This is a genomic window from Pseudomonas sp. IT-P44, assembly GCF_949768225.1.
GTDB lineage: Bacteria > Pseudomonadota > Gammaproteobacteria > Pseudomonadales > Pseudomonadaceae > Aquipseudomonas > Aquipseudomonas migulae.
The window spans coordinates 1-21,828 of sequence record NZ_CATKQM010000016.1 but is presented as its reverse complement, the minus strand read 5'-3'; the positions used below and the strand labels follow the sequence as shown (position 1 = coordinate 21,828).

Below are 21,828 nucleotides of genomic sequence, written 5' to 3'. Positions count from 1 at the left end.
GAGGACGTCAGTTTCTCAGGCTTCCATCAGTGAAAATACGATCCTCTACAGTTCGTCATGACCAGGCAACGCAGGTTTCCAGTTGGCGCTCACAAGCCCGCGACGGCGCCAGTAACCATCGGCGTCCACTACTTCCAGCCGTCCCACGCTGGCGAGTCTGGCGAGGTATGCAGCGACCCCGTCCTTAGCCTCCTCGCTGAAAAATTCGCGTTCCTGCGACGAGAAGCTGGGGGTGAATTTGAACAGAGCCCCGCCTCGCCCGGTGAAATAGCAGCTGCCGCCGGAGACCCCGCTCTTTTTCACCACGTCCCTGCTGAACCACAGGTCCGCCAGGGCCAGGTTGTCCAGTAGCAGTTGATCAGACGCACTGGGGTCCTTCACGAACAGGTTGAAGCGTTTGTAGAACTGATGAACAGCCACCCATTTGAAATCCCGCGGAAAAACCGGCAATGGCAACGGCTGCTCGCCTGGTACCGCGACCGGGGCAATCGGCCCTCCCGGCCCTGAGTAAAACAGTGCGCTGGCAGCGCCACTGTCGAGGCCGTCCTCACGCGGCTCGACCGCAACGAACGAAGACGATGCCTGGTGTATCAGGACGCCTCCGAGATATTGCTGGCCGACGTACTCGCCAATCAGTCTTTGGGCCGAACGAGCCGCATCATCGGCATGCGCAAATACCGGCCCGAGGGCAAAGCGGTTATCCGGCGCCCATCTCACCAGCCCGATGCCGGTTTTGACACCCTTGGCATCCACCCTGAACGGCGACCAGAAAGTGCTGCGCACCACTGCCTGCAACTCACCGTTCGCGATCACCTTGCGCAGATACTCGAACAGCGTTTCGTGCCCTGATTGCAGCACCTTTTCGTAGGCGAGCGCGACCTGCAACCGGCTCCACTCCGGTGCGCCGGCCTTGGGTTTATATCGCAACAAGGCGCCATCGGCACAAGACACAAAAACGTTGAGAAAAGTGGTCACTGCCCCGGTGCGCACACGGACAGCGTCCAACCCGTACATCAGATCCCGAGGAGAGATGAAACTCTGATCCAAGTCGTGCGGCAGTCGTCCCGTCCCGGTCGAAGGACACAGATAGATTCCCTCAACGCTGTATCCCAGAGGTAATAGGCCATCGGGAAACACCTTCTCTACAGCAAGACCTCCTTGTCGCCCGTCGATTGGCATCGTCGTCACATACCGCTCGGCGTTCAGCGACTTGAGCACGAACCCGAACCTCAATCCGGTTCGAGCGCCCACCGCACGGTGGACATGCCGTACGGCGTCGTTCAATTGCGTGAAGACCGGACTGAGCGCCGGATCAGCAATGGCCGACCGATGCACTTGCGATGGGCCACCCTCGGAATAAGCGCTCCATGCTGATAACTGCCTGACCTTCCCCCACAACCGACTACCCTTGATCACTTGCAACCGGCCGGCGCTTGCAACCTGATTGACATACTCACTCGGGGTTAGCGTGCCATTGCGCATTTGCAGTTCTATCGGGGTATGCCTGCGCTGCAATTGACTGGCGGGGGCCAATGATCGCGCGAGTTGTTTTTCGGCAGCACTGGCGCTGAGGGTGTAGCTGATCAGGCTGCCATCCAGTCCCAACAGATATTCCTTGCCGGGCGATAGAGACGGCGAAAGCGCGGAGCCGCTCAGGATTGCCGACATGAAATCGGTGGAAAACATAGCGAGGTACACGTCCCGCTCGCGGTTCGACAGCGCAAAAACCGGTTCGACCTGCATTCGCGAATGGTAGCGAGCGACGACCGTGCTTCCAGCCAGAAACAACCCCTGTTCGGTCAATTCGTCCAGGCGGATCCAGCTGGCAGGGAAGTTTTCGATCTCGACAGCCACCGGTAAAGTCGCAACAAACCAACCATCGAGCCGACGCAGCACCAGGCCACCGTAGATCCGCTCACGCCGCGAGTCCAACTGCGTCAGCGCATAGCGCACTGCATCATCCTGCGACACAAAGACCGGGCTGAGCGCTCGCCGCTGGATCTGCGCATAGGGTTTCCAATCCGCACCGACAATACCCGCCTCGTCCCACAGTTCACTGGTGTGCAACACCTTCAGCTCGCTGGCCTTGGCGATCAATTGAATGACGTCGGCATAGGGAGGTGTGCCGTTGACCAACAGCGACCTCAATTGCTGCAAACCTTTCGTGTCGAACCGGGTTGAGGTGGCCGAATGTTGATACCGCAACAAGGCCCCATCCAGTGTCGCGACAAAAACGTTCAGGTCTTGAAAATGCGTAAGTCGTTGGGTGCCCTTGTCGTCATAAATCGCCGCCGCCAGATCGGTCACGCACGCAAAGTGCCGCGCAAACCAGGCATCCACTGTCGATAACCCGCCGGGAATCCAGCTTGCCGAGTAATAGAGCGCGAAGGTGCGAAATTCGTCGACCAATACGGGAGCGCCAAAGTCGCTCGCCTGGTTCAATGCCCCCAGGCGCCCGACCGGCACCATTTCGGTCGCCACATACTCATCGCGGTCCTTGTGCTTGAGAATGAATCCCCAACCCGCCGCAGCCGTTCGGTAATCGAGCCTTGCGCGATGACGGGCGCTCAATACGGCTTCTTCGGCGCTGGTAAAAATCGCCCCGAGCAAAGGAGGCGATACGCCTGCGGGAGTTGACTCTTTACCCAGCACCGCTCCTCGTGCCCCCCACACATCATTGCCGGCTACCACACGCAATCGGCCGGTTCCGGCCAGTTCGTCGACAACGGTATCGGGGGCAAGCGTGCCAGACGCCAGCGCCCGGTCGATCAGGGTGGAGCCATCGGCGAGCAGGGCAACTCGCTCTTGCACTTTGTTGCGGGCCGCCACTTTCGATAGATCGGGACTGTAAACCAGCAGGCTGTCTGGCGAACCGGAGAGGTAAAAGTCGACAACATGCGCGCTCTTGTCGAGCACCGAGCGAATGTCTTCGGTGGTGAACATTTGCGCCTGCGTCAATTGCTCTTGTTCGTCGGTACGCACAATGGCGCTTGAGTCAGCTTGCCAGCGCGAAGCGTACAGCCCATGAAACGAGTATCCCTCGAGCAACATGATCGGTGCGCCGGTGGCATCGAGGGGGCACAGCCTGTCCAGCACAAACCGTGGTTTTGCGGAAAAAACCGGTTCTGTGGCAACGAAGCGTTTGTTTTGATCCTGCACAATCATCCCGGCGAAGCCTTGTTCACGCCGGCTGCCGATGTACTCGTGCGCAAAACGTGCGGCATCGTCCGCCATGAGAAAAGCGGGACTCAAACGCCTCGATCTGGCATAGGGTTGCCAGTCAGCGCCAACGTCCCCGACAACATCCCACAACTGGCTGTCCTTCAGCACTGTCAGCTGGCCGGCTGCGGCCACCTGCTTGACGTAGTCTGCTGGCTTGAGCGTGCCAGCCTTCAGTCGAGCGTTGAAATCCGCGCTCTCCTTCAACAGAGCTTCACGGATGTTCGCCGAGGGGCGGTACTGCAACACGGCACCATCCCGGGTTCTGGTGTACACATTCAGGAAGTCTGGGTATTCCTGCCGATAAACATCCCATAGCGAAAATTTGATACCCGCAGCCAACTCCTCCGGTGAAATAAAGTGCTCATAAAGCCAAGGATCGCTGGCACTCTGCGCGCCATCACTGTGCGACAGGAAGTAAACGCCATGCAGGTCGAAATCGAGCAACCTCTCCAGCTTGTGATCGGATCTCCTCGGAAAGGTATTGAACAACTCGATGGCCACATTCAGTTGGCTGGAGAGAACCGGATAGGTCGCCATGCATTCCGAACTTCCGGCAGACGTGACGACAAAACCCAGATACACACTACCGGAGACTGTGGATACGCTCGTTGCCGCGGCTTCGATAGCCTTGTCCACTTGATCGGAGACGGCACAAAAAAAAGGCTGTGAGACGGGCCGGTTGTGTCCCAGGGCGGTACCAAGGGTCCAGTTCGCCGGCACGTTTCCTCGTACGCCACCCCACTGATCATTGGGCACCAGTACGCTCAGCGTGCCGATCGAGGCCAGTTTCTGAATCAAAAGTTCAACATCGGTGAACGGCCCGAAAGACTTGAACCCCTGTTCAAAGAGTTTTTTCTCCTCTGCCGGCTGAGTGGACTCGTACTTGATCAACGAGTCATCCGGCCCCGACAGATAGTGGCGCTGGCCATAGGCGCCCGGGTCCTGCATGTGGGTCAGGATATGCCCTCTCGAAAAAAAACCGAGATCTAACTTGATCTGTTCGGCTGTCCACTGCGGATGAGCACGCAGAACTTCAGCGTGGCTGGCCGAATGGGACAGGTAATACGCCGCACCACTGTAGCCCGGTGGGGCAAATAGCTCTCCGACGCGGCCGGTAGACAGCAAGGTGTCAAAATCGAAATGCCCCATCCTCCCGGCCACAGGCAACGTGGGCTGAAATTTTCCATCGCCACGCTGCACGATCACGCCGCCGTAGGCTCTGTCACGACGCGCGCCGATCTGTCGGTGTGCCCAATAGGCTGCATCATCGGCGCTTATGAACGTCGGTCCCAGTGCGGGAAATTTGGCCGGTTCCTGGGGGATTGAAGGTGTATTGCCAGAGGTGCTATCCATGCGCTGCTCACTTGATTTCGAAACCACGATGATCAAGATTTCGCAGCACAGCAGGTGGTACATAGTTATCGCCTGCCGGGTTTTGGCACTGAACTCCCTCGGCACCAATGCTGCGCACTCAGGCGCACCCGCCTTGCAAACAGGCCCCAGTCTGGTGCGCGCTCCGGCCAGCCAATGGCTCTATCACGAGATTTACCGGCCTTTACCGAACAGGCACACCCCTTGCTAAAGACCCTTCAGTAGTCCGCATCTGCCAACCAAGAAAACTCATAAGTTCATGGAGATCGCACAATGAAGCGTCGCAGCTTGATCAAGGCTTTTACACTCACGGCAAGCATTGCCGCGATGGGCATGACCTGGACTGTCCAGGCCGCCGAGACCATCAAGGTCGGTATTCTGCATTCGTTGTCCGGCACCATGGCGATCTCCGAAACGTCCCTCAAAGACATGGCGTTGATGACCATCGACGAGATCAACGCCAAGGGCGGCGTGAACGGCAAGATGCTGGAACCGGTGGTGGTCGACCCGGCGTCGAACTGGCCGCTGTTCGCAGAAAAGGGTCGTCAGCTGCTGACCCAGGACAAGGTCGCCGTTGTGTTCGGTTGCTGGACCTCGGTGTCGCGTAAATCGGTGCTGCCGGTGTTTGAAGAGCTCAATGGCCTGCTGTTCTACCCGGTGCAGTACGAAGGCGAAGAGATGTCGCCGAACGTGTTCTACACCGGCGCCGCGCCGAACCAACAGGCGATCCCGGCCGTGGAATACTTGATGAGCGAAGAAGGCGGCGCCGCCAAGCGCTACTTCCTGCTCGGCACCGACTACGTCTACCCGCGCACCACCAACAAGATCCTGCGTTCGTTCCTGCACTCCAAAGGTGTGGCGGACAAGGACATCGAAGAGGTCTACACCCCGTTCGGTCACAGCGATTATCAAACCATCGTCGCCAACATCAAGAAATTCTCGGCCGGTGGCAAGACTGCGGTCATCTCCACGGTCAACGGCGACTCCAACGTGCCGTTCTATAAAGAGCTGGCCAACCAGGGCCTGAAAGCCACCGATGTTCCGGTCGTGGCGTTCTCGGTCGGTGAAGAAGAACTGCGCGGAATCGACACCAAACCGCTGGTGGGCAACCTCGCGGCGTGGAACTACTTTGAGTCGGTGGAGAACCCGGCGAACAAGAAATTCGTCGCCGACTGGAAAGCCTACGCGAAGAAACACAACCTGCCGGGCGCCGACAAAGCGGTGACCAACGACCCGATGGAAGCCACCTACGTCGGCATCCACATGTGGGCGCAAGCAGCGGAAAAAGCCAAATCCACCGACGTCGACAAAGTCCGCGAAGCCCTCGCCGGCCAGACCTTTGCCGCGCCGTCCGGTTACACCCTGACCATGGACAAGACCAACCACCACCTGCACAAGCCGGTGATGATCGGCGAGATCCAGGCGGACGGTCAGTTCAACGTGGTGTGGCAGACCGAAGGCCCGATCCGTGCCCAGCCGTGGAGCCCGTTCATTCCTGGCAACGACAAGAAGCCGGAGTATGCGGTGAAGAGCAACTGAGGCACCTGACTGCACTCACACGAAACCTGTAGGAGCGAGGCTTGCCCGCGAAGCTTTTAGCGGCCGTGAGGTCCCCTTCGCGGGCAAGCCTCGCTCCTACAAGGTTCCTCATCGCCTTTCAGGACGTTGCCATGTCCCTTTATCGTCTATTTCTTGCCCTCGCGCTGCTATTGCCGATGGCAGCCCACGCCGGCGACGCCGAAGACTTCGTCGCCGCCAACCCTGTGCAGCAAGCAAAAATGCTGGAAGCCTGGGCCGCGCAGCCCGATCCGGTTCGTGTCGAGCTGATCAACGCCCTGCAACAAGGCGAACTGACGGTCGACGGCCAACCGAAAACCTTGCGCCTGAACAATCGCCTGCGGGGTCTGATCGACACCGCGCTGGCCAGCCATCAATTGCTCGCCACCGACGCCAAAACCCGTCTGGCCGCCGCGCAGCAATTGCAGAAAAGCGCAAAACCGGCGCAGCTGAAATTCCTCGACCAGCAACTGGCTGGCGAACACGACGAAAACGTTCACGCCGCGCTCAGCCTCGCGCTGGCCAACCTGCAACTGGTGGACACCGACCCGGCCGTGCGCCTCGCCGCTGTGCGCCTGCTCGGTGAAACCGGCGATCCACTGGCTCGCACTCGACTGGAGAGTTTGCTGGAGCCGGGTGTCGAAGCTGACGCCAATGTGCGTACCGCCGCCGAAACCAGCCTGGCCCAAGTCAAACGCAAACTGCTGATCGGCGAGATGCTCGGCCAGGCCTTCAGCGGCATGTCCCTCGGTTCGATCCTGCTGCTCGCGGCGCTCGGGCTGGCGATCACGTTCGGCCTGCTCGGCGTGATCAACATGGCCCACGGTGAAATGCTGATGCTCGGCGCCTACTCGACCTACGTCGTGCAGTTGCTGTTCCAGCGCTTTGCCCCGCAAGCCATCGAGTTCTACCCATTGATCGCGTTGCCGGTGGCGTTTTTCGTCACGGCGGCGATTGGCATGGCGCTGGAACGCACAGTGATTCGCCACCTCTACGGCCGCCCACTGGAGACCCTGCTCGCCACGTGGGGCATCAGCCTGATGCTGATCCAGCTTGTCCGATTGGTGTTCGGCGCGCAGAACGTCGAAGTGGCCAACCCGGCGTGGTTGTCGGGCGGGATACAGGTGTTGCCAAACCTGGTGCTGCCGTACAACCGCATCGTGATCATCGCCTTCGCTCTGTTCGTGGTGGTGCTGACCTGGCTGCTGTTGAACAAGACACGCCTGGGCCTGAACGTGCGCGCCGTCACTCAGAACCGCAACATGGCCGCCTGCTGCGGCGTGCCCACCGGGCGCGTGGACATGCTCGCTTTCGGCCTCGGCTCCGGCATCGCCGGCCTTGGCGGCGTGGCGCTGAGTCAGATCGGCAACGTCGGCCCGGACCTCGGCCAGAGCTACATCATCGACTCGTTCCTGGTGGTGGTGCTCGGCGGCGTCGGTCAACTGGCCGGTAGCGTGCTCGCCGCGTTCGGGCTGGGCATCGCCAACAAGATTCTCGAACCGCAGATCGGCGCCGTACTCGGCAAGATCCTGATCCTCGCGCTGATCATTCTGTTCATCCAGAAACGTCCGCAAGGCCTCTTCGCACTGAAAGGACGGGTGATCGACTGATGAACCAGCCCCTGATGCTCACAGCCAGCCAAAAGGCCGGCCCCAAAGTCACGATTGCCGTCGGTGCGGTGATCCTTGTTTTGCTGTTGACGTTGCCGCTGCTGTCGCTGTTGTCGCCAGACAGCGCCTTCCATGTCTCGGCCTACACGCTGACCCTGGTGGGCAAGATTCTTTGCTACGCCATCGTCGCCCTCGCCCTCGATCTGGTCTGGGGTTACGCCGGCCTGCTGTCCCTCGGTCACGGTCTGTTCTTCGCCCTCGGCGGTTACGCGATGGGCATGTACCTGATGCGCCAGGCCTCAGGCGATGCCTTGCCGGCGTTCATGACCTTCCTGTCGTGGACCGAATTGCCGTGGTACTGGACCGGTACCAGCAGCTTCCTCTGGTCGATGTGTCTGGTGGTGTTGGCGCCCGGATTGCTGGCGTTGGTGTTCGGCTTCTTTGCCTTCCGCTCGCGGATCAAAGGTGTGTATTTCTCGATCATGACCCAGGCCCTGACCTTCGCCGGGATGCTGCTGTTCTTCCGCAACGAAACCGGGTTTGGCGGCAACAATGGCTTCACCAACTTCCGCACCATTCTTGGCTTTGGCATTACCGAACCGGGGACGCGCGCGGTGCTGTTTTTCGCCACGGTGCTGTTGCTGGTGGCGAGCCTGTTCATCGGCTGGCGCCTGGCGCAAAGCAAATTTGGCCGAGTGCTGACCGCCCTGCGCGATGCCGAAAACCGCCTGATGTTCTGCGGTTACGACCCACGGGGTTTCAAGCTGTTTGTCTGGGTCTTGAGCGCAGTGTTGTGCGGTCTGGCGGGCGCGCTGTACGTGCCGCAAGTCGGCATCATCAACCCGAGCGAAATGTCGCCGACCAACTCCATCGAGGCCGCCGTCTGGGTCGCACTCGGCGGTCGCGGCACGCTGATCGGCCCGTTGCTCGGTGCCGGCGTGGTCAACGGCATGAAAAGCTGGTTCACCGTAGCCTTCCCCGAGTACTGGCTGTTCTTCCTCGGCGCGCTGTTCATCGTCGTGACCTTGTACCTGCCCAAAGGCGTGATCGGCCTGCTGAAGAAAAGGGGTGACCAATGAGAGTGACTGCGACGGCTGAATTCATGCTCGAGCCGGCCTTCTATCCACCGCAGCCGAACAAGGACGCCGGCACCAGCCGCGATGCCATCGGCCTCGGGCAACGCGTCGGCCCCGGCCTGAATACCCGCCACGGCACCATCCTGACCCTGGAAGACATCAGCGTCAGCTTCGATGGTTTCAAGGCACTGAACGATTTGAACCTGTACATCGGCGTCGGCGAATTGCGCTGCATCATCGGCCCCAACGGCGCGGGCAAGACCACGCTGATGGACGTGATCACCGGCAAGACGCGCCCCAGCCATGGCAAAGCCTGGTTCGGTGAAACCCTCGATCTGACGCAGATGAGCGAGGTGCAAATTGCTCAGGCCGGCATCGGTCGCAAGTTTCAGAAGCCGACGGTGTTCGAAGCGCTGAGCGTGTTTGAAAACCTTGAACTGGCGCAGAAAACCGACAAGTCGGTGTGGGCCAGCCTGCGGGCTCGCCTGAGTGGCGAACAGAAAGATCGCATCAGCGAAGTGCTGGAAACCATTCGCCTGACCACCTCGGTCAATCGCCCGGCGGGCTTGTTGTCCCACGGGCAGAAGCAGTTCCTGGAGATCGGCATGTTGTTGATGCAAGACCCGCAATTGCTGCTGCTCGACGAACCCGTGGCGGGCATGACCGATGCCGAAACCGAGTTCACTGCCGAGCTGTTCAAGAGCCTGGCGGGCAAGCATTCGCTGATGGTGGTGGAGCACGACATGGGGTTTGTCGGCTCGATTGCCGACCACGTCACCGTGTTGCACCAGGGCAGCGTGCTGGCCGAAGGGTCGCTGGAGCAGGTGCAGGATAACGAGCGGGTGATCGAGGTGTACCTAGGTCGCTAAAGCTGCAAACACAAACCCCCTGTAGGAGCCGGCTTGCTGGCGATGGCGGTGGGTCAGGCGATATTGATGCTGGCTGATACGCCGCTATCGCCAGCAAGCCGGCTCCTACAGGGGTTGAGAGGAATTCAAAGATGCTGCAAGTCGACAAGCTGCACCAGTACTACGGCGGTAGCCACATCCTGCGCGGCCTGACGTTTGACGTGAAGGTCGGTGAAGTCACCTGCCTGCTCGGGCGCAACGGTGTGGGCAAGACCACGCTGCTCAAATGCCTGATGGGTTTGCTGCCGGCCAAAGAAGGCGCGGTGAACTGGGAAGGCAAACCGATCACCACGTTCAAGCCACACCAGCGGGTGCATGCCGGGATCGCTTACGTGCCTCAGGGCCGTGAGATTTTCGGTCGGCTGACGGTGGAGGAAAATCTGCTGATGGGCCTGTCGCGATTTCCGGGCAGCGAAGCGAAAGAAGTCCCGGCGTTCATCTACGAGCTGTTCCCGGTGTTGCTGCAAATGAAGCAACGACGCGGCGGTGACCTGTCCGGTGGCCAACAGCAGCAACTGGCAATCGGCCGGGCGCTGGCCAGCCGGCCTCGGTTGCTGATCCTCGACGAGCCGACCGAGGGCATTCAGCCGTCGGTGATCAAGGAGATCGGCGCGGTCATCAAGAAGCTTGCGGCACGCGGCGACATGGCGATTCTGCTGGTTGAGCAGTTCTACGATTTCGCCGCTGAACTGGCGGATCAATACCTGGTGATGTCCCGCGGCGAGATCGTGCAGCAGGGTCGCGGCGAAAATATGGAAGCCGAAGGTGTGCGCGGTCTGGTTACGATCTAATCTGTAGCGTCCTAACGATAATTAGACATCATGAATTTACCTGCCCACACAACGCTGTTCACGCCTAGCTGGCATGCCGAGCTGGAACTGGGCTATGCCCGATTCGGCGACAGCACACGCCCGGTTCAGCGTCGGCATAAAGGGCCGTTGCGGGTGCAAAAGCATCTGTACGCCGAGGGGCCCGAGGTTTGCCAGCACATCATCGTGCATCCGCCCGGCGGGATTGCCGGCGGTGATCGGCTGGACATCAGCGCCAGCGTTGGCCGCGATGCGTGGGCACAAATCACCAGCCCCGGCGCGGCCAAGTGGTATCGCGCGGCAGGACCGGCTTATCAGACACTTGATCTGAAAGTGGCCGCAGGTGCGACCCTCGAATGGTTGCCACAAGAGACGATTATCTTCAGCGCCGCTCAAGCCGAACTGCGCACCGCCATTGATCTGGAAGGCGATGCGCGGCTGTTCTACTGGGACGTGGTGGCACTGGGTCGTCCGGCCAGTGGCGAGCGCTTTGAACTCGGGCATTTTCAGGCGCAGCTGGATATCCGCCGCGATGGCCAGTTGCTCTGGCACGAACGCCAGCGCATTGTCGGGGATGACGGGTTGCTCGATTCGCCGATTGGCCTGGATGGGCAACCGGTGTTTGCGACGTTGTTGGTGACGGGGGAGATTGACAGTGAACTGCTGGAAACCTGTCGCTCGCTGCCCAATGACGTACGCGGGGATTTGACCCAGTTGCCGGGCCTTTTGGTGGCTCGGTGCCTGGCCAGCGAGGCGCTGTTGGCGCGAGGCTGGTTGATTGATTTGTGGCGATTGCTCAGGCCTGCGTTGCTCGGTCGAGAAGCCGTCCCACCCAGAATATGGAGCACCTGAACACCGATCCCTGTAGGAGCGAGGCTTGCCCGCGAAGAACGATAACGCGGTCAATCAGTTAAACCGAGGCGCAGCATTCGCGGGCAAGCCTCGCTCCTACAGAGGTTGTAGTGATTTTTTAATCTGCCGATTATGGATTCCAAACGATGGACCTGACCCCACGCGAAAAAGACAAGCTGCTGATCTTCACCGCCGGCCTCGTGGCCGAGCGGCGTTTGGCGCGCGGCGTGAAACTCAACTACCCGGAAGCCATGGCCTACATCTCCGCAGCGCTGCTCGAAGGCGCGCGTGACGGCCAGACGGTGGCCGAGCTGATGCACTTCGGCACCACCCTGCTCAGCCGCGAACAAGTGATGGAAGGCATTCCGGAAATGATCCCGGAGATCCAGGTCGAAGCCACCTTCCCCGACGGGACCAAACTGGTCACCGTCCACCAACCCATCGCCTGAGGCCGCGCCATGACTTACCACATCCGCGATGCGGTGCACGCCGATCTGCCGGCGATCCGCGACATCTACAACGACGCCGTGCTCAACACCACGGCGATCTGGAACGAACAAGCCGTGGACCTCGGCAACCGCCAGGCCTGGTTCAGCGCCCGGCAAGCCCAGGGCTATCCGATCCTGGTGATCGTCGACGGCGATAACAACGTACTCGGCTACGCTTCATTCGGTGACTGGCGACCGTTCGACGGTTTCCGCCACACCGTCGAGCACTCGGTCTACGTACGCAGCGATCAACGCGGCAATGGACTGGGTCCGCAATTGATGGACGTGTTGATCGAGCGTGCCAAAGGCTGCGACAAGCATGTGATGGTCGCCGCCATCGAAAGCGGCAATGCCGCTTCCATCCGCCTGCATGAACGCGTCGGCTTCGTGATCACCGGGCAGATGCCGCAGGTGGGCACCAAGTTCGGCCGCTGGCTGGACCTGACCTTCATGCAACTGACCCTCAATCCTGGCGCGGAGCCGCCGCCCGCCAACAAGGAGTAATGCCCGATGAACGCCGCCCAACTGCGCCGCGTCAATGTTGAAAGCTTTGCGCACTATCGTCAGGGTTTGATTGATCTGCTGCTCGACGCGGTCAGCTATGGCGCCAGTGTCGGGTTCATGGCCGATCTGGATGCCACACAGGCACGCGCCTGGTTCGATGGCGTTCAAGAGGAGTTGAACAAGGGCAACGTGCTGCTGTGGGTGGTGGTCAAGGACGAGCAAGTACAGGCCAGTGTGCAACTGACTTTGTGCCAGAAAGCCAACGGCCTGAACCGCGCCGAAGTGCAGAAGCTGCTGGTGCGTGAACACGCGCGCCGCCGCGGGTTGGGCCAACAATTGATGAACGCCCTGGAACAGGCCGCGCTCCAGCACAAGCGCGGCATGCTTTACCTCGACACCGAAGCCGGTTCCCCGGCCGAGGATTTCTACAAGGCCCTGGGCTACACCCGTGCGGGAGAAATCCCCGACTACGCCTGCGACCCGAGCGGTCGTTACAAGCCGACCGCCCTCTACTACAAGATTCTCCAAGGAGCCCATTGATGATTCCCGGTGAGTACCAGATCCAGCCCGGCGACATCGAACTCAACGTCGGCCGCCGCACCGTCAGCCTGAAGGTGGCCAACAGTGGCGACCGGCCGATCCAGGTCGGCTCGCACTACCATTTTTTCGAAACCAACGACGCCCTGACCTTCGACCGCGCTGCCAGTCGCGGCATGCGCCTGAACATCCCCGCCGGCACCGCCGTGCGCTTCGAACCGGGGCAGAGCCGCGAGGTCGAGCTGGTGGACCTGGCCGGGCATCGCCGGGTGTTCGGGTTTGCCGGGCGGGTCATGGGTGACCTGTAAGTCATGTGCAGCCTGTACCGGCCTCTTCGCGGGCAAGCCTCGCTCCTACAGGTCATGTGTCGTCCGCAGCACGAACCCTGTAGGAGCGAGGCTTGCCCGCGAATGCGATCTCCCATTCAATTAATTCCTAAGGCAAGCACATGAAGATTTCCCGTCAAGCCTACGCCGACATGTTCGGCCCCACCGTCGGTGACAAGGTCCGCCTGGCCGACACCGAGCTGTGGATCGAGGTGGAAAAAGACTTCACCACCTACGGCGAAGAAGTGAAATTCGGCGGCGGCAAAGTCATCCGCGACGGCCAGGGCCAAAGCCAGCTGCTGGCCGCCGAAGTCGTCGACACGGTGATCACCAACGCGCTGATCATCGACCACTGGGGCATCGTCAAAGCCGACGTCGGCCTCAAGGACGGGCGCGTGGCAGGCATCGGCAAGGCCGGCAACCCGGACGTGCAGCCGAACGTCACCATCGCCATCGGCGCCAGCACTGAAGTGATCGCCGGCGAAGGCATGATCCTCACCGCCGGCGGCATCGACACCCACATCCACTTCATCTGCCCGCAGCAGATCGAAGAGGCGCTGATGAGCGGCGTCACCACCATGATCGGTGGCGGCACCGGCCCGGCCACCGGGACCAACGCCACCACTTGCACCTCCGGCCCATGGCACCTGGCGCGGATGCTTCAAGCGGCGGACGCCTTCCCGATGAACATCGGCCTGACGGGCAAAGGCAACGCCAGCCTGCCGGAGCCGTTGATCGAGCAGGTCAAGGCCGGCGCCATCGGCCTCAAGTTGCACGAAGACTGGGGCACCACCCCGGCGAGTATCGACAACTGCCTGACGGTGGCCGATCAGTACGACGTGCAGGTGGCGATCCACACCGACACCCTCAACGAATCCGGCTTCGTCGAGACCACCCTCGCCGCCTTCAAGGGCCGCACCATCCACACTTACCACACCGAAGGCGCGGGCGGCGGTCACGCACCGGACATCATCAAGGCCTGCGGTTTTACCAACGTGCTGCCAAGCTCGACCAACCCGACCCGGCCCTTCACCCGCAACACCATCGACGAACACCTCGACATGTTGATGGTCTGCCATCACCTGGACCCGAGCATTGCCGAAGATGTGGCCTTCGCCGAAAGCCGCATTCGCCGCGAAACGATTGCCGCCGAAGACATCCTCCACGACCTCGGCGCGTTCTCGATGATCAGCTCCGACAGCCAGGCCATGGGCCGCGTCGGCGAAGTCATTACGCGTACCTGGCAGACCGCCGACAAGATGAAAAAACAGCGCGGCCCACTGCCGGGGGATGGCGAAGGCAACGACAACTTCCGCGCCAAACGCTACATCGCCAAGTACACCATCAACCCGGCGATCACCCACGGCATCAGCCATGAAGTGGGCTCAATCGAAGTGGGCAAATGGGCCGATCTGGTGCTGTGGCGCCCCGCGTTTTTCGGGGTCAAACCGACGTTGATCCTCAAGGGCGGTGCCATTGCGGCCAGCCTGATGGGTGATGCCAACGCCTCGATTCCGACGCCGCAACCGGTGCACTACCGCCCGATGTTCGCCAGCTACGGCGGCTCGTTGCACGCCACCAGCCTGACGTTCATCAGCCAGGCGGCGCAGGAGGCAGGACTTCCCGAAGCACTGGGCTTGAAGAAGAAAATCGCTGTGGTCAAAGGCTGCCGCGACGTGCAGAAAACCGACTTGATCCACAACGACTACCTGCCGAGTATCGATGTCGACCCGCAGACGTATCAGGTCAAGGCCGACGGCGTTCTGCTTTGGTGCGAGCCAGCGGATGTGCTGCCGATGGCCCAGCGTTACTTCCTGTTTTAATCGGCCAAATCACCGGAGCCTGGCGTGCCTGGCTCCGGCGTAAAACAGAAGCGATCAACTGTTCGGCTGTACGGCGAAAGGGATTTCTACCCGTTGCAGTTTTGCCCGTTCGATTGCCTGGCGTGTGAACGTTTTGATAAAGGCTTTCTTGTCTTCGTCGATGACTTCCAGTTCGGCGGCGTATTGCGCTTCGGTCATGACCCGTCCCGGCGCAAACTCACTTTCCGGTTTGTTCAACTCAGCGCCGAGCACCCTGAGCTCTTCCTTCAAGCGAGCCTTTTGCTCAAGGGAAAGCGTTGTGTCGGTTGCTCGTTTTTCAAGCGCTGAGTAGAACTCGATCGTGGCTTCAATCCGCCGTCTGAAACCTTTGATGGCCGCCCGGTTGGAGCCCTCCACGTAGGATGACCAGAACGGCTGCTCGATCAGCAAATCGTCGAGCAATTCACCCGCCTCAAGGTTAAGTACACGCTGGAAAGCATCTTCGATCATCGCGTTCGTGACGCCGGCGATTTTTCTGAACTGCATTTTTCGCGACTGCCAGGGCAGGTCCAACCGGTCGGCAAGGTCCGTCATGAATGCCAGGTGAACTTCAACCTCATCAATCGTGCCGGTGACCTCGCCCGTCGCATTGACGCGCCTGAATTCCTCACCCATCGCCTCCCGCTCGGAAATCGTTTTTCGCGCAATCCTGCTTAGTTCATCCAGACGTGACTTGCCCCGCGCCAGCGACACCAGCTCACCCTCCACCAGCGCGGGATTGGCCAGTTCATAGGCCTCATGAATCAGCACCTCCATCCCCATGGCGTTGAACAGCTGCGCGCCGGCATCGACACACGCCGTGGGCACGGTGGTCAGGGTGAAGAGTTTTTGCCGCAGCTCGGTATTTTTCGACATCGCATCGAGCATTCGCCAGACCTTGGCGGTCATGTCGACCCGAAACCCGAGGTCGTGCTTGAAATGCCCCGATTCAGTGAGTTTGCGAATCTCGTTGAAAAAACCGACCGAACCGATCTCGTCCTCGACGCTGTTCCACACCTCCTGTTTGGCCACCCATTCCGGCCGGGTCATGCCGGTTTCCCAGTCGAGACTGTCGCGCACGCCGCGAGGTGGATAGGGTCGATCGGGGTCCATGCCGACGGACGCGATGTACTCCCTGAGCGTTTGCAGATTGAAGGCCGGCAAAAAATCCGTTTCCCGGCTCAACACCGTGCGCGCCAGCAATTCCGCCTGGACCGAGCCACGCGTGACCATGGGCACATAGGTAATTTCGTTGCGCTGCATGTCCAGGTAAAAATGCCGGAACCGCGGCTGCGCGAATAACCCGTCCGGCCAGGTCCGAATGCCGGTATCGGCCAGGATCAGCGTATGCAACATGCGCATGCTGCCAATATCCGGAACCTGGCCGAGGGGATTGCTGTGCAGGTCCAGGATCTGAAGCCGCGTCAGGTTGCGCAAGTCCGCGACGCCTTGTGCATCCAGGACAATGCGGTTTGCTCGCAGGTTCAGCTCCGTCAGCGCACGCATGCGGCCGATGGCACGAGGAAACCGGGTGAGCGAATTGCCGTTGATGTTGAGCGAGCGCAATCGCGGAAAATGATCGAGCAAGGAAACCTGCGCGTCGGTCAATTCGGTCAGGGTCAGATTGAGGCGGGTGACGTGATCGAAGTTGCCCTCCAGTGTGGGCATGGTGCGCAGACGCCCTCCCAACGGCAGGTTCTCGAGGTCGAGCACGAAGCCTCGCAACTCGCCGTACGAGTCCACATCGCGCAAGCCGGTGTGCTGCCAACATTCCCTGACCGCTTTGTACACCGCGTTTCTGGACTGCCATTCGGCGATGCCGGCGGGCGTAAAGCGGAATGCCTCGGTCGGTGATTTCAGCCAGCGTTGGAAATGGGTGTTCAACCGATTGAATTCCGCTTCGAGGTCGCTCGCCCTCTGTTCAGGACTGACATCTCGGCCCCCCGCTTGCAGATAGGACTGTGCTTCTGCCTCCGTCCATCCTGGGCGAACGACGCGGACCCGCTCTTGCGGCGTTACTTGCCCCTGAACTCGACGCAGACCTTGAGCCATCCCGCGCATGCCCCCACGCAGACGCATCGTGGCTGGATCGTACGCAGGTTTTCGAACAGGGTTATCCGCCAGAAGCGCGTTGAACCTGTCACGTGGCAATGGCGTTTTTTGAATGGCGCGCTTGAGCGTCGTGCCTTGATTGATCTGGTACCCCAGCGTGTTGCGCTCAGCATCAGGCAGGGCATGCAACACAGACGCATAGAGGTCATCGGCCCCATGCAGATGCAGGTCATCGGCATCGCGGGCCTGATACTGACCGTTCTCGCTGACAAGGGTTCGGCGAACGGCGGCATCTGCCGGGCCGACACTGTCGCGCAACGGACCATCGAATGAAGACTCACGGATTTCGATCCGTACGTTTGCGGGCCAGTCGGGCAACACTTGCAACGAGTGCAACGCCAATCGCTCGCTATCGACACCGTACGCGCCATCGAGGTAAAGCCCTTCGTAAGCACGTGCGGCGCGTAACGTGCGCAAGGCCAGCCGCGTGCGTTCTCTGAGCTGCAAGGGAAGGCGCGAAAACTCGGTGATTTTGAGCAAGTCCTGCGGTTCGATGTCGGCCAGCAACTCACGGGCGATCACCGTGGGGAGGTTGCTGAACGCGTCCTGGAGCACCCGCACTTGCCGGTTGTCTGTCTGCTGCAAACGGCGATTGAGCGCATCAAACAAAGGCCCCGGATGACTGCCTGCCCGCCCCGCGAGCTTGTTTTTCAAGGCGTCGATGCGGATATGCTCGTCAGTGGAAACACTCTGTCCGAACAACGAATGGATGTCGGCTTCATTGACAAACTTCACGGCCAGCTCCGGAAGTTTCCCGGCACCGACCTCGGCACGGCTTATCCTCAGCGTATCGGCCGGCGACGCGTCGAGATTGCCGTATTTGATCGAGCGGCCCGACTGCTCGGCGTGGTCAAAAAGCTCGATGCTTTTTTGCTCAGGCCATCGCGGCAGTTCGACCAGCAAACGGGGCACCTGCTCGATGAACGCTTCGGGAACCTCATCAAGCATTATCTGCCCGGGCAGCTTTTGCACATCAGCCCAGATCTTGAAGCGTTCGATCGTGTCGGTCAGCAGCGCTGGCGGTGGCTCGTTGACGACATGCAGCCGGCGCAGCAGGTCTTCTTCGACACCGCTGGCGATACGAATCTGCTCCAGCGTGGCCTCGGACAAATCCTCGACCGCCAGCCCCAGACGCCGCATGAGCGTGATTTTGCCCCACTCGACGGGTCGGTCGAGCTCGGTCTTCCACACACCGGCACCGTCGTGTTCGAGTGTGGGTTGATACGCCTGCGGCCGATCCGGATGTTGCAGGCGTGGCTGGCCCGTGAGTGGGTCGTTTCTGACTTCGAAGTATTTGTTTTCATGCTTCAGGATGGTTTTTTCGCTGTGCCGGAACAGCCCCTGCTCACCTGGCGTCACCGTTTTCGGCAACGTCAGGTCATGGGCGTAGGGCGACAGGTCCGGCTTCCAGAGGCGTGTCTTGCCGTCAGGCAACTCAACCTTTTGCAACTGATCGATGAAGGCCGAGGGTTTGACCGACGCCGCCGCACCGGCGGGCAACACATGCCCCGCCGCCATGATTGCCAGTTGCGCGAAATTGATCATGACACCGGTCAGATGGGCCGCCGCTTCGTCCCTGTCGCCCTTGCTCCACTCCTCGATGCCCTCCATGGTTTCGAACAGCATCTGCCCGACCATGACCGCCAACATCGCTTCGCCCAGGCCAGGAACCAACATCGCGCCGAAGTTGAACACGTTCCAGCCGATGCTCAGATAACCGGTCAACCGATTCCAGCGGGTGGTCGCGTCTTCATCGTCGGTCGGCACCGCGATGTGCCGCGCATCCGCAATCGCCTTGTCCCTGCGCCAGCGACCGATCTGCGGCCAGAGATCGCCAGTAATGATGTTGGTGATGGGCTCTGCGTTGGCGTTTTCAACCGCGGTCTCTCGCCACCACGGCCCCATGTCCAACGGCTCACGCTGCGTCCAGATGAACGTGGTGAAACGCTCGCGAACCCGGGCAAAGAATTTGCCATGGTCTTTTTGTGCCACGAATCGGCTGAAAAACTGTTGATAGTCCGGCGAGCGCAACTGACTCGTCAGCGCCTTCATGAAGTCCGTGAGGGACGCATACTCTTTGAAGGGATGGTCAGGATCATCCGGGACATAAACGATCAACGTCCCGTCGAGACGACTTTGTTGAAAACCATCTTCCCTTTGCAAAGTGGCGTCGACGAGACCGCTGGGGCCATTGGCGAAAAACGCTTCGAGTAATTTGAACTGCTCAAACTCCTGGCCCGGTAGCAGCGTCAAACGCCTGGACCATTCCATCAGTGTGCGTTGGTGCCGGGGAACCAGACTGTCGTAAATTCTTTTAACTTCAGTGGGGTCTGCCACTGCACTGAACAACAGGATGCCGGACATCCTGAAGCCCATTAACGAAAGTCGATGGCATTGCAAAGGACGATGATTCCACGCAATGCCTTTTTCATTGTCACGAATTTGCTGAAGTTTCCCGTAGCCATAGGAACTGATGTCGTTTTTCAAATACGCAATCAGCGCAGATTCGTTGAAGATGGCTTTTTCACTGGCCATGCAGTGCCGCTCGATTATTGCCTTGGCCGCGATATCTTCGGGCATCAGTGCTGCCTTGATGTGACGCTGATAGTGCGCGCCGATATCAAGCGTCCGGCACAGGGCCGCGAATTGTTCGACCGTCAGCGCATGCCGCTGTAACTCGTTTTCGTGGTCCCGGGTGAAGATGCCGGAGCCATCGCGAAACGCACCGGCCTGCGTTTCAGGCGCCTCGAAATTGTGAAGCGCCGCTTCCAGCAACGTCGATTGCCTGAGCCGACTGGCATTGGTATCAATGCCAAAGCCCAGTTTTGCCGGGATGTACAGGCGAATGAGCGTCGCATTGACGTCCAGATCCAGATTCAGCTGGTCCTTTAATGTTTTAACGAGCAAAGGTTCGGCAAAGGCAAGAATGTCCCGCTGTACATTCTCCAACACGTCGTCCAACGGGACCTGAAGGCGCCAGCGCTCATCCGTCAGTTGCTTGAGGTACTGACGGTCGATGGCGCGTGCATTCAAATACCACTGTGGAAAATCCGCGGTCGAATCGGCCATCGTAAGCAGTCGCGAAACAGGTGCGTCTTTTAGCGGCGAAGGCAGTTTGCCCAGCAGATAATCATGATGAACATTGGCTTTGCTTCTTCCATGCCCGGTAATAACTTGCAACGCCGGAGCGTCCGATAGTTCGTTCATTTCGCAAATCCTTATGCGATGAAAAGAACCACCAGACTATTGAGTGCGATTAAAAACAAAAGCTTAAAAAACCACTTGGAAAACCGCGCCAGCCCAACAATGCATTTAATTTCAGGATCTAAAAAATATTTAATTAGCACCCTGGGGCCACTAAAGAATGGTCGCCGGCGCAGTGGTAGTTTTTAGGGGGTGCCAAAGGGGCTAAGATGCCTCGGATTGCCATCAGGAAACCGACCATGCGCCTATCCGAATTCATCAGGCAACACGTAGACCGTATCGTCGATGAATGGGAGCAGTTCGCCAGAACGATTACCCCGGCGGCCGAAAATATGGATCGAGTGGCCTTGCGTGATCACGCCAGGGAAATTCTGTTGGCAGCAGCGCGGGACATGACCACCGCGCAAACAGCCAGCGAGCAACTCGCCAAGGCCAGGGGCGAAGGTCCGGAGAAAACCCCGAGCCTGGACGAAGCCGGCGCCAGCCATGGTGAACTGCGCCATACCGTGGGCTTCGATCTGATGCAGATGACCAGCGAATTCCGTCACCTGCGTGCCTGTGTGATCCGGTTGTGGGTCAACAGTCTGGAATCACCGGACCTCGCTTACTTCCAGGACATGATCCGTTTCAACGAAGCCATCGATGAAGCCCTTGCCGAATCCACGGCGGCCTATGCCGAACAGGTCAATCATTCGCGGGATATCTTCCTGGCTATTCTCGGCCATGACCTACGTGCCCCCTTGCAGGCCGTGAGCCTGTCCACCGAAATGCTGATGCGCAAAACCACGCTTGAAGGCGATGCCCTGGCTTGTGCGATCAATATCAAACGCGGCGCGCGGCACATGGCGGTGATGGTCGGCGATTTGCTGGAACTGGTGCGCAGTCGCCTGGGCAAGAGCCTGCCGATTGAACCCAAGCCGATGGACCTGGCCGATGCCGCTCACGCAGCGATTGCCGAAGCCTGTGCCGGTAATCCCGAATGCGATCCGACGGTTCATACAGAGGGCGACACGACAGGCGTGTGGGATGCCGGACGCCTGGCGCAACTGCTGCAAAACCTGATCGGCAATGCGTTGCAGCATGGGTCGAACAAACGCGATGTGACGGTGACCCTCACCGGCGAACCAGACACCGTTCGTCTAACGGTGCATAACTTTGGAGCGCCTATTCCCGAGGAGGCCATCGGTACGATCTTCGATCCGCTGGTACGCAGCGCCGATGAAGAGCTCGGACAGCCGTCCACCAGCCTTGGCCTGGGGTTGTTCATCGTCAAGGAAGTGGTCGATGCGCACGGCGGGACGATCGAGGTCAGTTCGAACGAAACTGATGGGACGCTGTTTACCGTGGTGTTGCCGAGATAGACCGCCGTGCACGGTGATGAACTGTAGGAGCCGGGGGGGGGGGGGGGGGG

14 protein-coding genes are annotated in these 21,828 nt (G+C 59.9%); 12 read left to right on the top strand and 2 right to left on the bottom strand.

Going from position 1 to position 21,828, the window contains the following annotated elements; genetic code table 11:
* Positions 1 to 45: 45 nt before the first annotated feature.
* Positions 46 to 4,638 carry a hypothetical protein gene (locus ACM6IO_RS10055; RefSeq protein WP_414911387.1) on the bottom strand — a complete coding sequence of 1,531 codons (4,593 nt, stop codon included), beginning with the start codon at positions 4,636 to 4,638 and terminating at the stop codon, positions 46 to 48.
* A gap of 228 nt (positions 4,639 to 4,866) precedes the next feature.
* Here ACM6IO_RS10055 and urtA point away from each other — a divergent pair, with 228 nt between their 5' ends.
* The 11 genes from urtA to ureC all read left to right on the top strand — a co-directional run bounded on the left by urtA (position 4,867) and on the right by ureC (position 15,083).
* Positions 4,867 to 6,132, top strand: coding sequence for an urea ABC transporter substrate-binding protein (gene urtA / locus ACM6IO_RS10050; RefSeq protein WP_008031211.1), 1,266 nt, complete (start codon positions 4,867 to 4,869; stop codon positions 6,130 to 6,132).
* Positions 6,133 to 6,263: 131 nt separating this feature from the next.
* Positions 6,264 to 7,760 carry an urea ABC transporter permease subunit UrtB gene (gene urtB / locus ACM6IO_RS10045; protein ID WP_414911386.1) on the top strand — a complete coding sequence of 499 codons (1,497 nt, stop codon included), beginning with the start codon at positions 6,264 to 6,266 and terminating at the stop codon, positions 7,758 to 7,760.
* Positions 7,760 to 8,839, top strand: coding sequence for an urea ABC transporter permease subunit UrtC (gene urtC / locus ACM6IO_RS10040; protein ID WP_253401570.1), 1,080 nt, complete (start codon positions 7,760 to 7,762; stop codon positions 8,837 to 8,839). The genes urtB and urtC overlap by 1 nt, the downstream gene beginning before the upstream one ends.
* A complete protein-coding gene (gene urtD, locus ACM6IO_RS10035; RefSeq protein ID WP_008038696.1) occupies positions 8,836 to 9,705 on the top strand; it encodes an urea ABC transporter ATP-binding protein UrtD in 870 nt (289 codons plus the stop codon). Before urtC ends, urtD begins: the two co-directional genes overlap by 4 nt.
* Before the next feature lie 131 nt (positions 9,706 to 9,836).
* Positions 9,837 to 10,535: an urea ABC transporter ATP-binding subunit UrtE gene (gene urtE / locus ACM6IO_RS10030; RefSeq protein WP_008031204.1), complete on the top strand. Its 699-nt coding sequence runs from the start codon at positions 9,837 to 9,839 to the stop codon at positions 10,533 to 10,535.
* A gap of 30 nt (positions 10,536 to 10,565) precedes the next feature.
* Complete coding sequence (locus tag ACM6IO_RS10025; RefSeq protein WP_414911385.1) at positions 10,566 to 11,405, top strand: urease accessory protein UreD; 840 nt, start codon at positions 10,566 to 10,568, stop codon at positions 11,403 to 11,405.
* Between the two features lie 146 nt (positions 11,406 to 11,551).
* Positions 11,552 to 11,854, top strand: coding sequence for an urease subunit gamma (ureA, locus tag ACM6IO_RS10020; RefSeq protein ID WP_007907366.1), 303 nt, complete (start codon positions 11,552 to 11,554; stop codon positions 11,852 to 11,854).
* Between the two features lie 9 nt (positions 11,855 to 11,863).
* Positions 11,864 to 12,397 (top strand): GNAT family N-acetyltransferase, encoded by a 534-nt coding sequence (locus ACM6IO_RS10015; protein ID WP_192226953.1) that lies wholly within the window; start codon positions 11,864 to 11,866, stop codon positions 12,395 to 12,397.
* A 6-nt stretch (positions 12,398 to 12,403) separates the two neighbouring features.
* On the top strand, positions 12,404 to 12,937 hold the full coding sequence (locus tag ACM6IO_RS10010) for a GNAT family N-acetyltransferase (protein WP_008038693.1): 534 nt from the start codon (positions 12,404 to 12,406) through the stop codon (positions 12,935 to 12,937).
* Positions 12,937 to 13,242: an urease subunit beta gene (locus ACM6IO_RS10005; RefSeq protein WP_192226951.1), complete on the top strand. Its 306-nt coding sequence runs from the start codon at positions 12,937 to 12,939 to the stop codon at positions 13,240 to 13,242. The genes ACM6IO_RS10010 and ACM6IO_RS10005 overlap by 1 nt, the downstream gene beginning before the upstream one ends.
* Positions 13,243 to 13,382: 140 nt before the next feature.
* A complete protein-coding gene (gene ureC, locus ACM6IO_RS10000) occupies positions 13,383 to 15,083 on the top strand; it encodes an urease subunit alpha (protein WP_008031192.1) in 1,701 nt (566 codons plus the stop codon).
* A 54-nt stretch (positions 15,084 to 15,137) separates the two neighbouring features.
* Here ureC and ACM6IO_RS09995 read toward each other — a convergent pair whose 3' ends face one another.
* Positions 15,138 to 20,420, bottom strand: coding sequence for a dermonecrotic toxin domain-containing protein (locus ACM6IO_RS09995; RefSeq protein ID WP_414911384.1), 5,283 nt, complete (start codon positions 20,418 to 20,420; stop codon positions 15,138 to 15,140).
* Positions 20,421 to 20,656: 236 nt separating this feature from the next.
* Here ACM6IO_RS09995 and ACM6IO_RS09990 point away from each other — a divergent pair, with 236 nt between their 5' ends.
* Entirely contained in the window at positions 20,657 to 21,778 is a 1,122-nt protein-coding gene (locus ACM6IO_RS09990; RefSeq protein ID WP_414911383.1) for an ATP-binding protein, read from the top strand.
* The last annotated feature ends 50 nt before the right edge of the window (positions 21,779 to 21,828 follow it).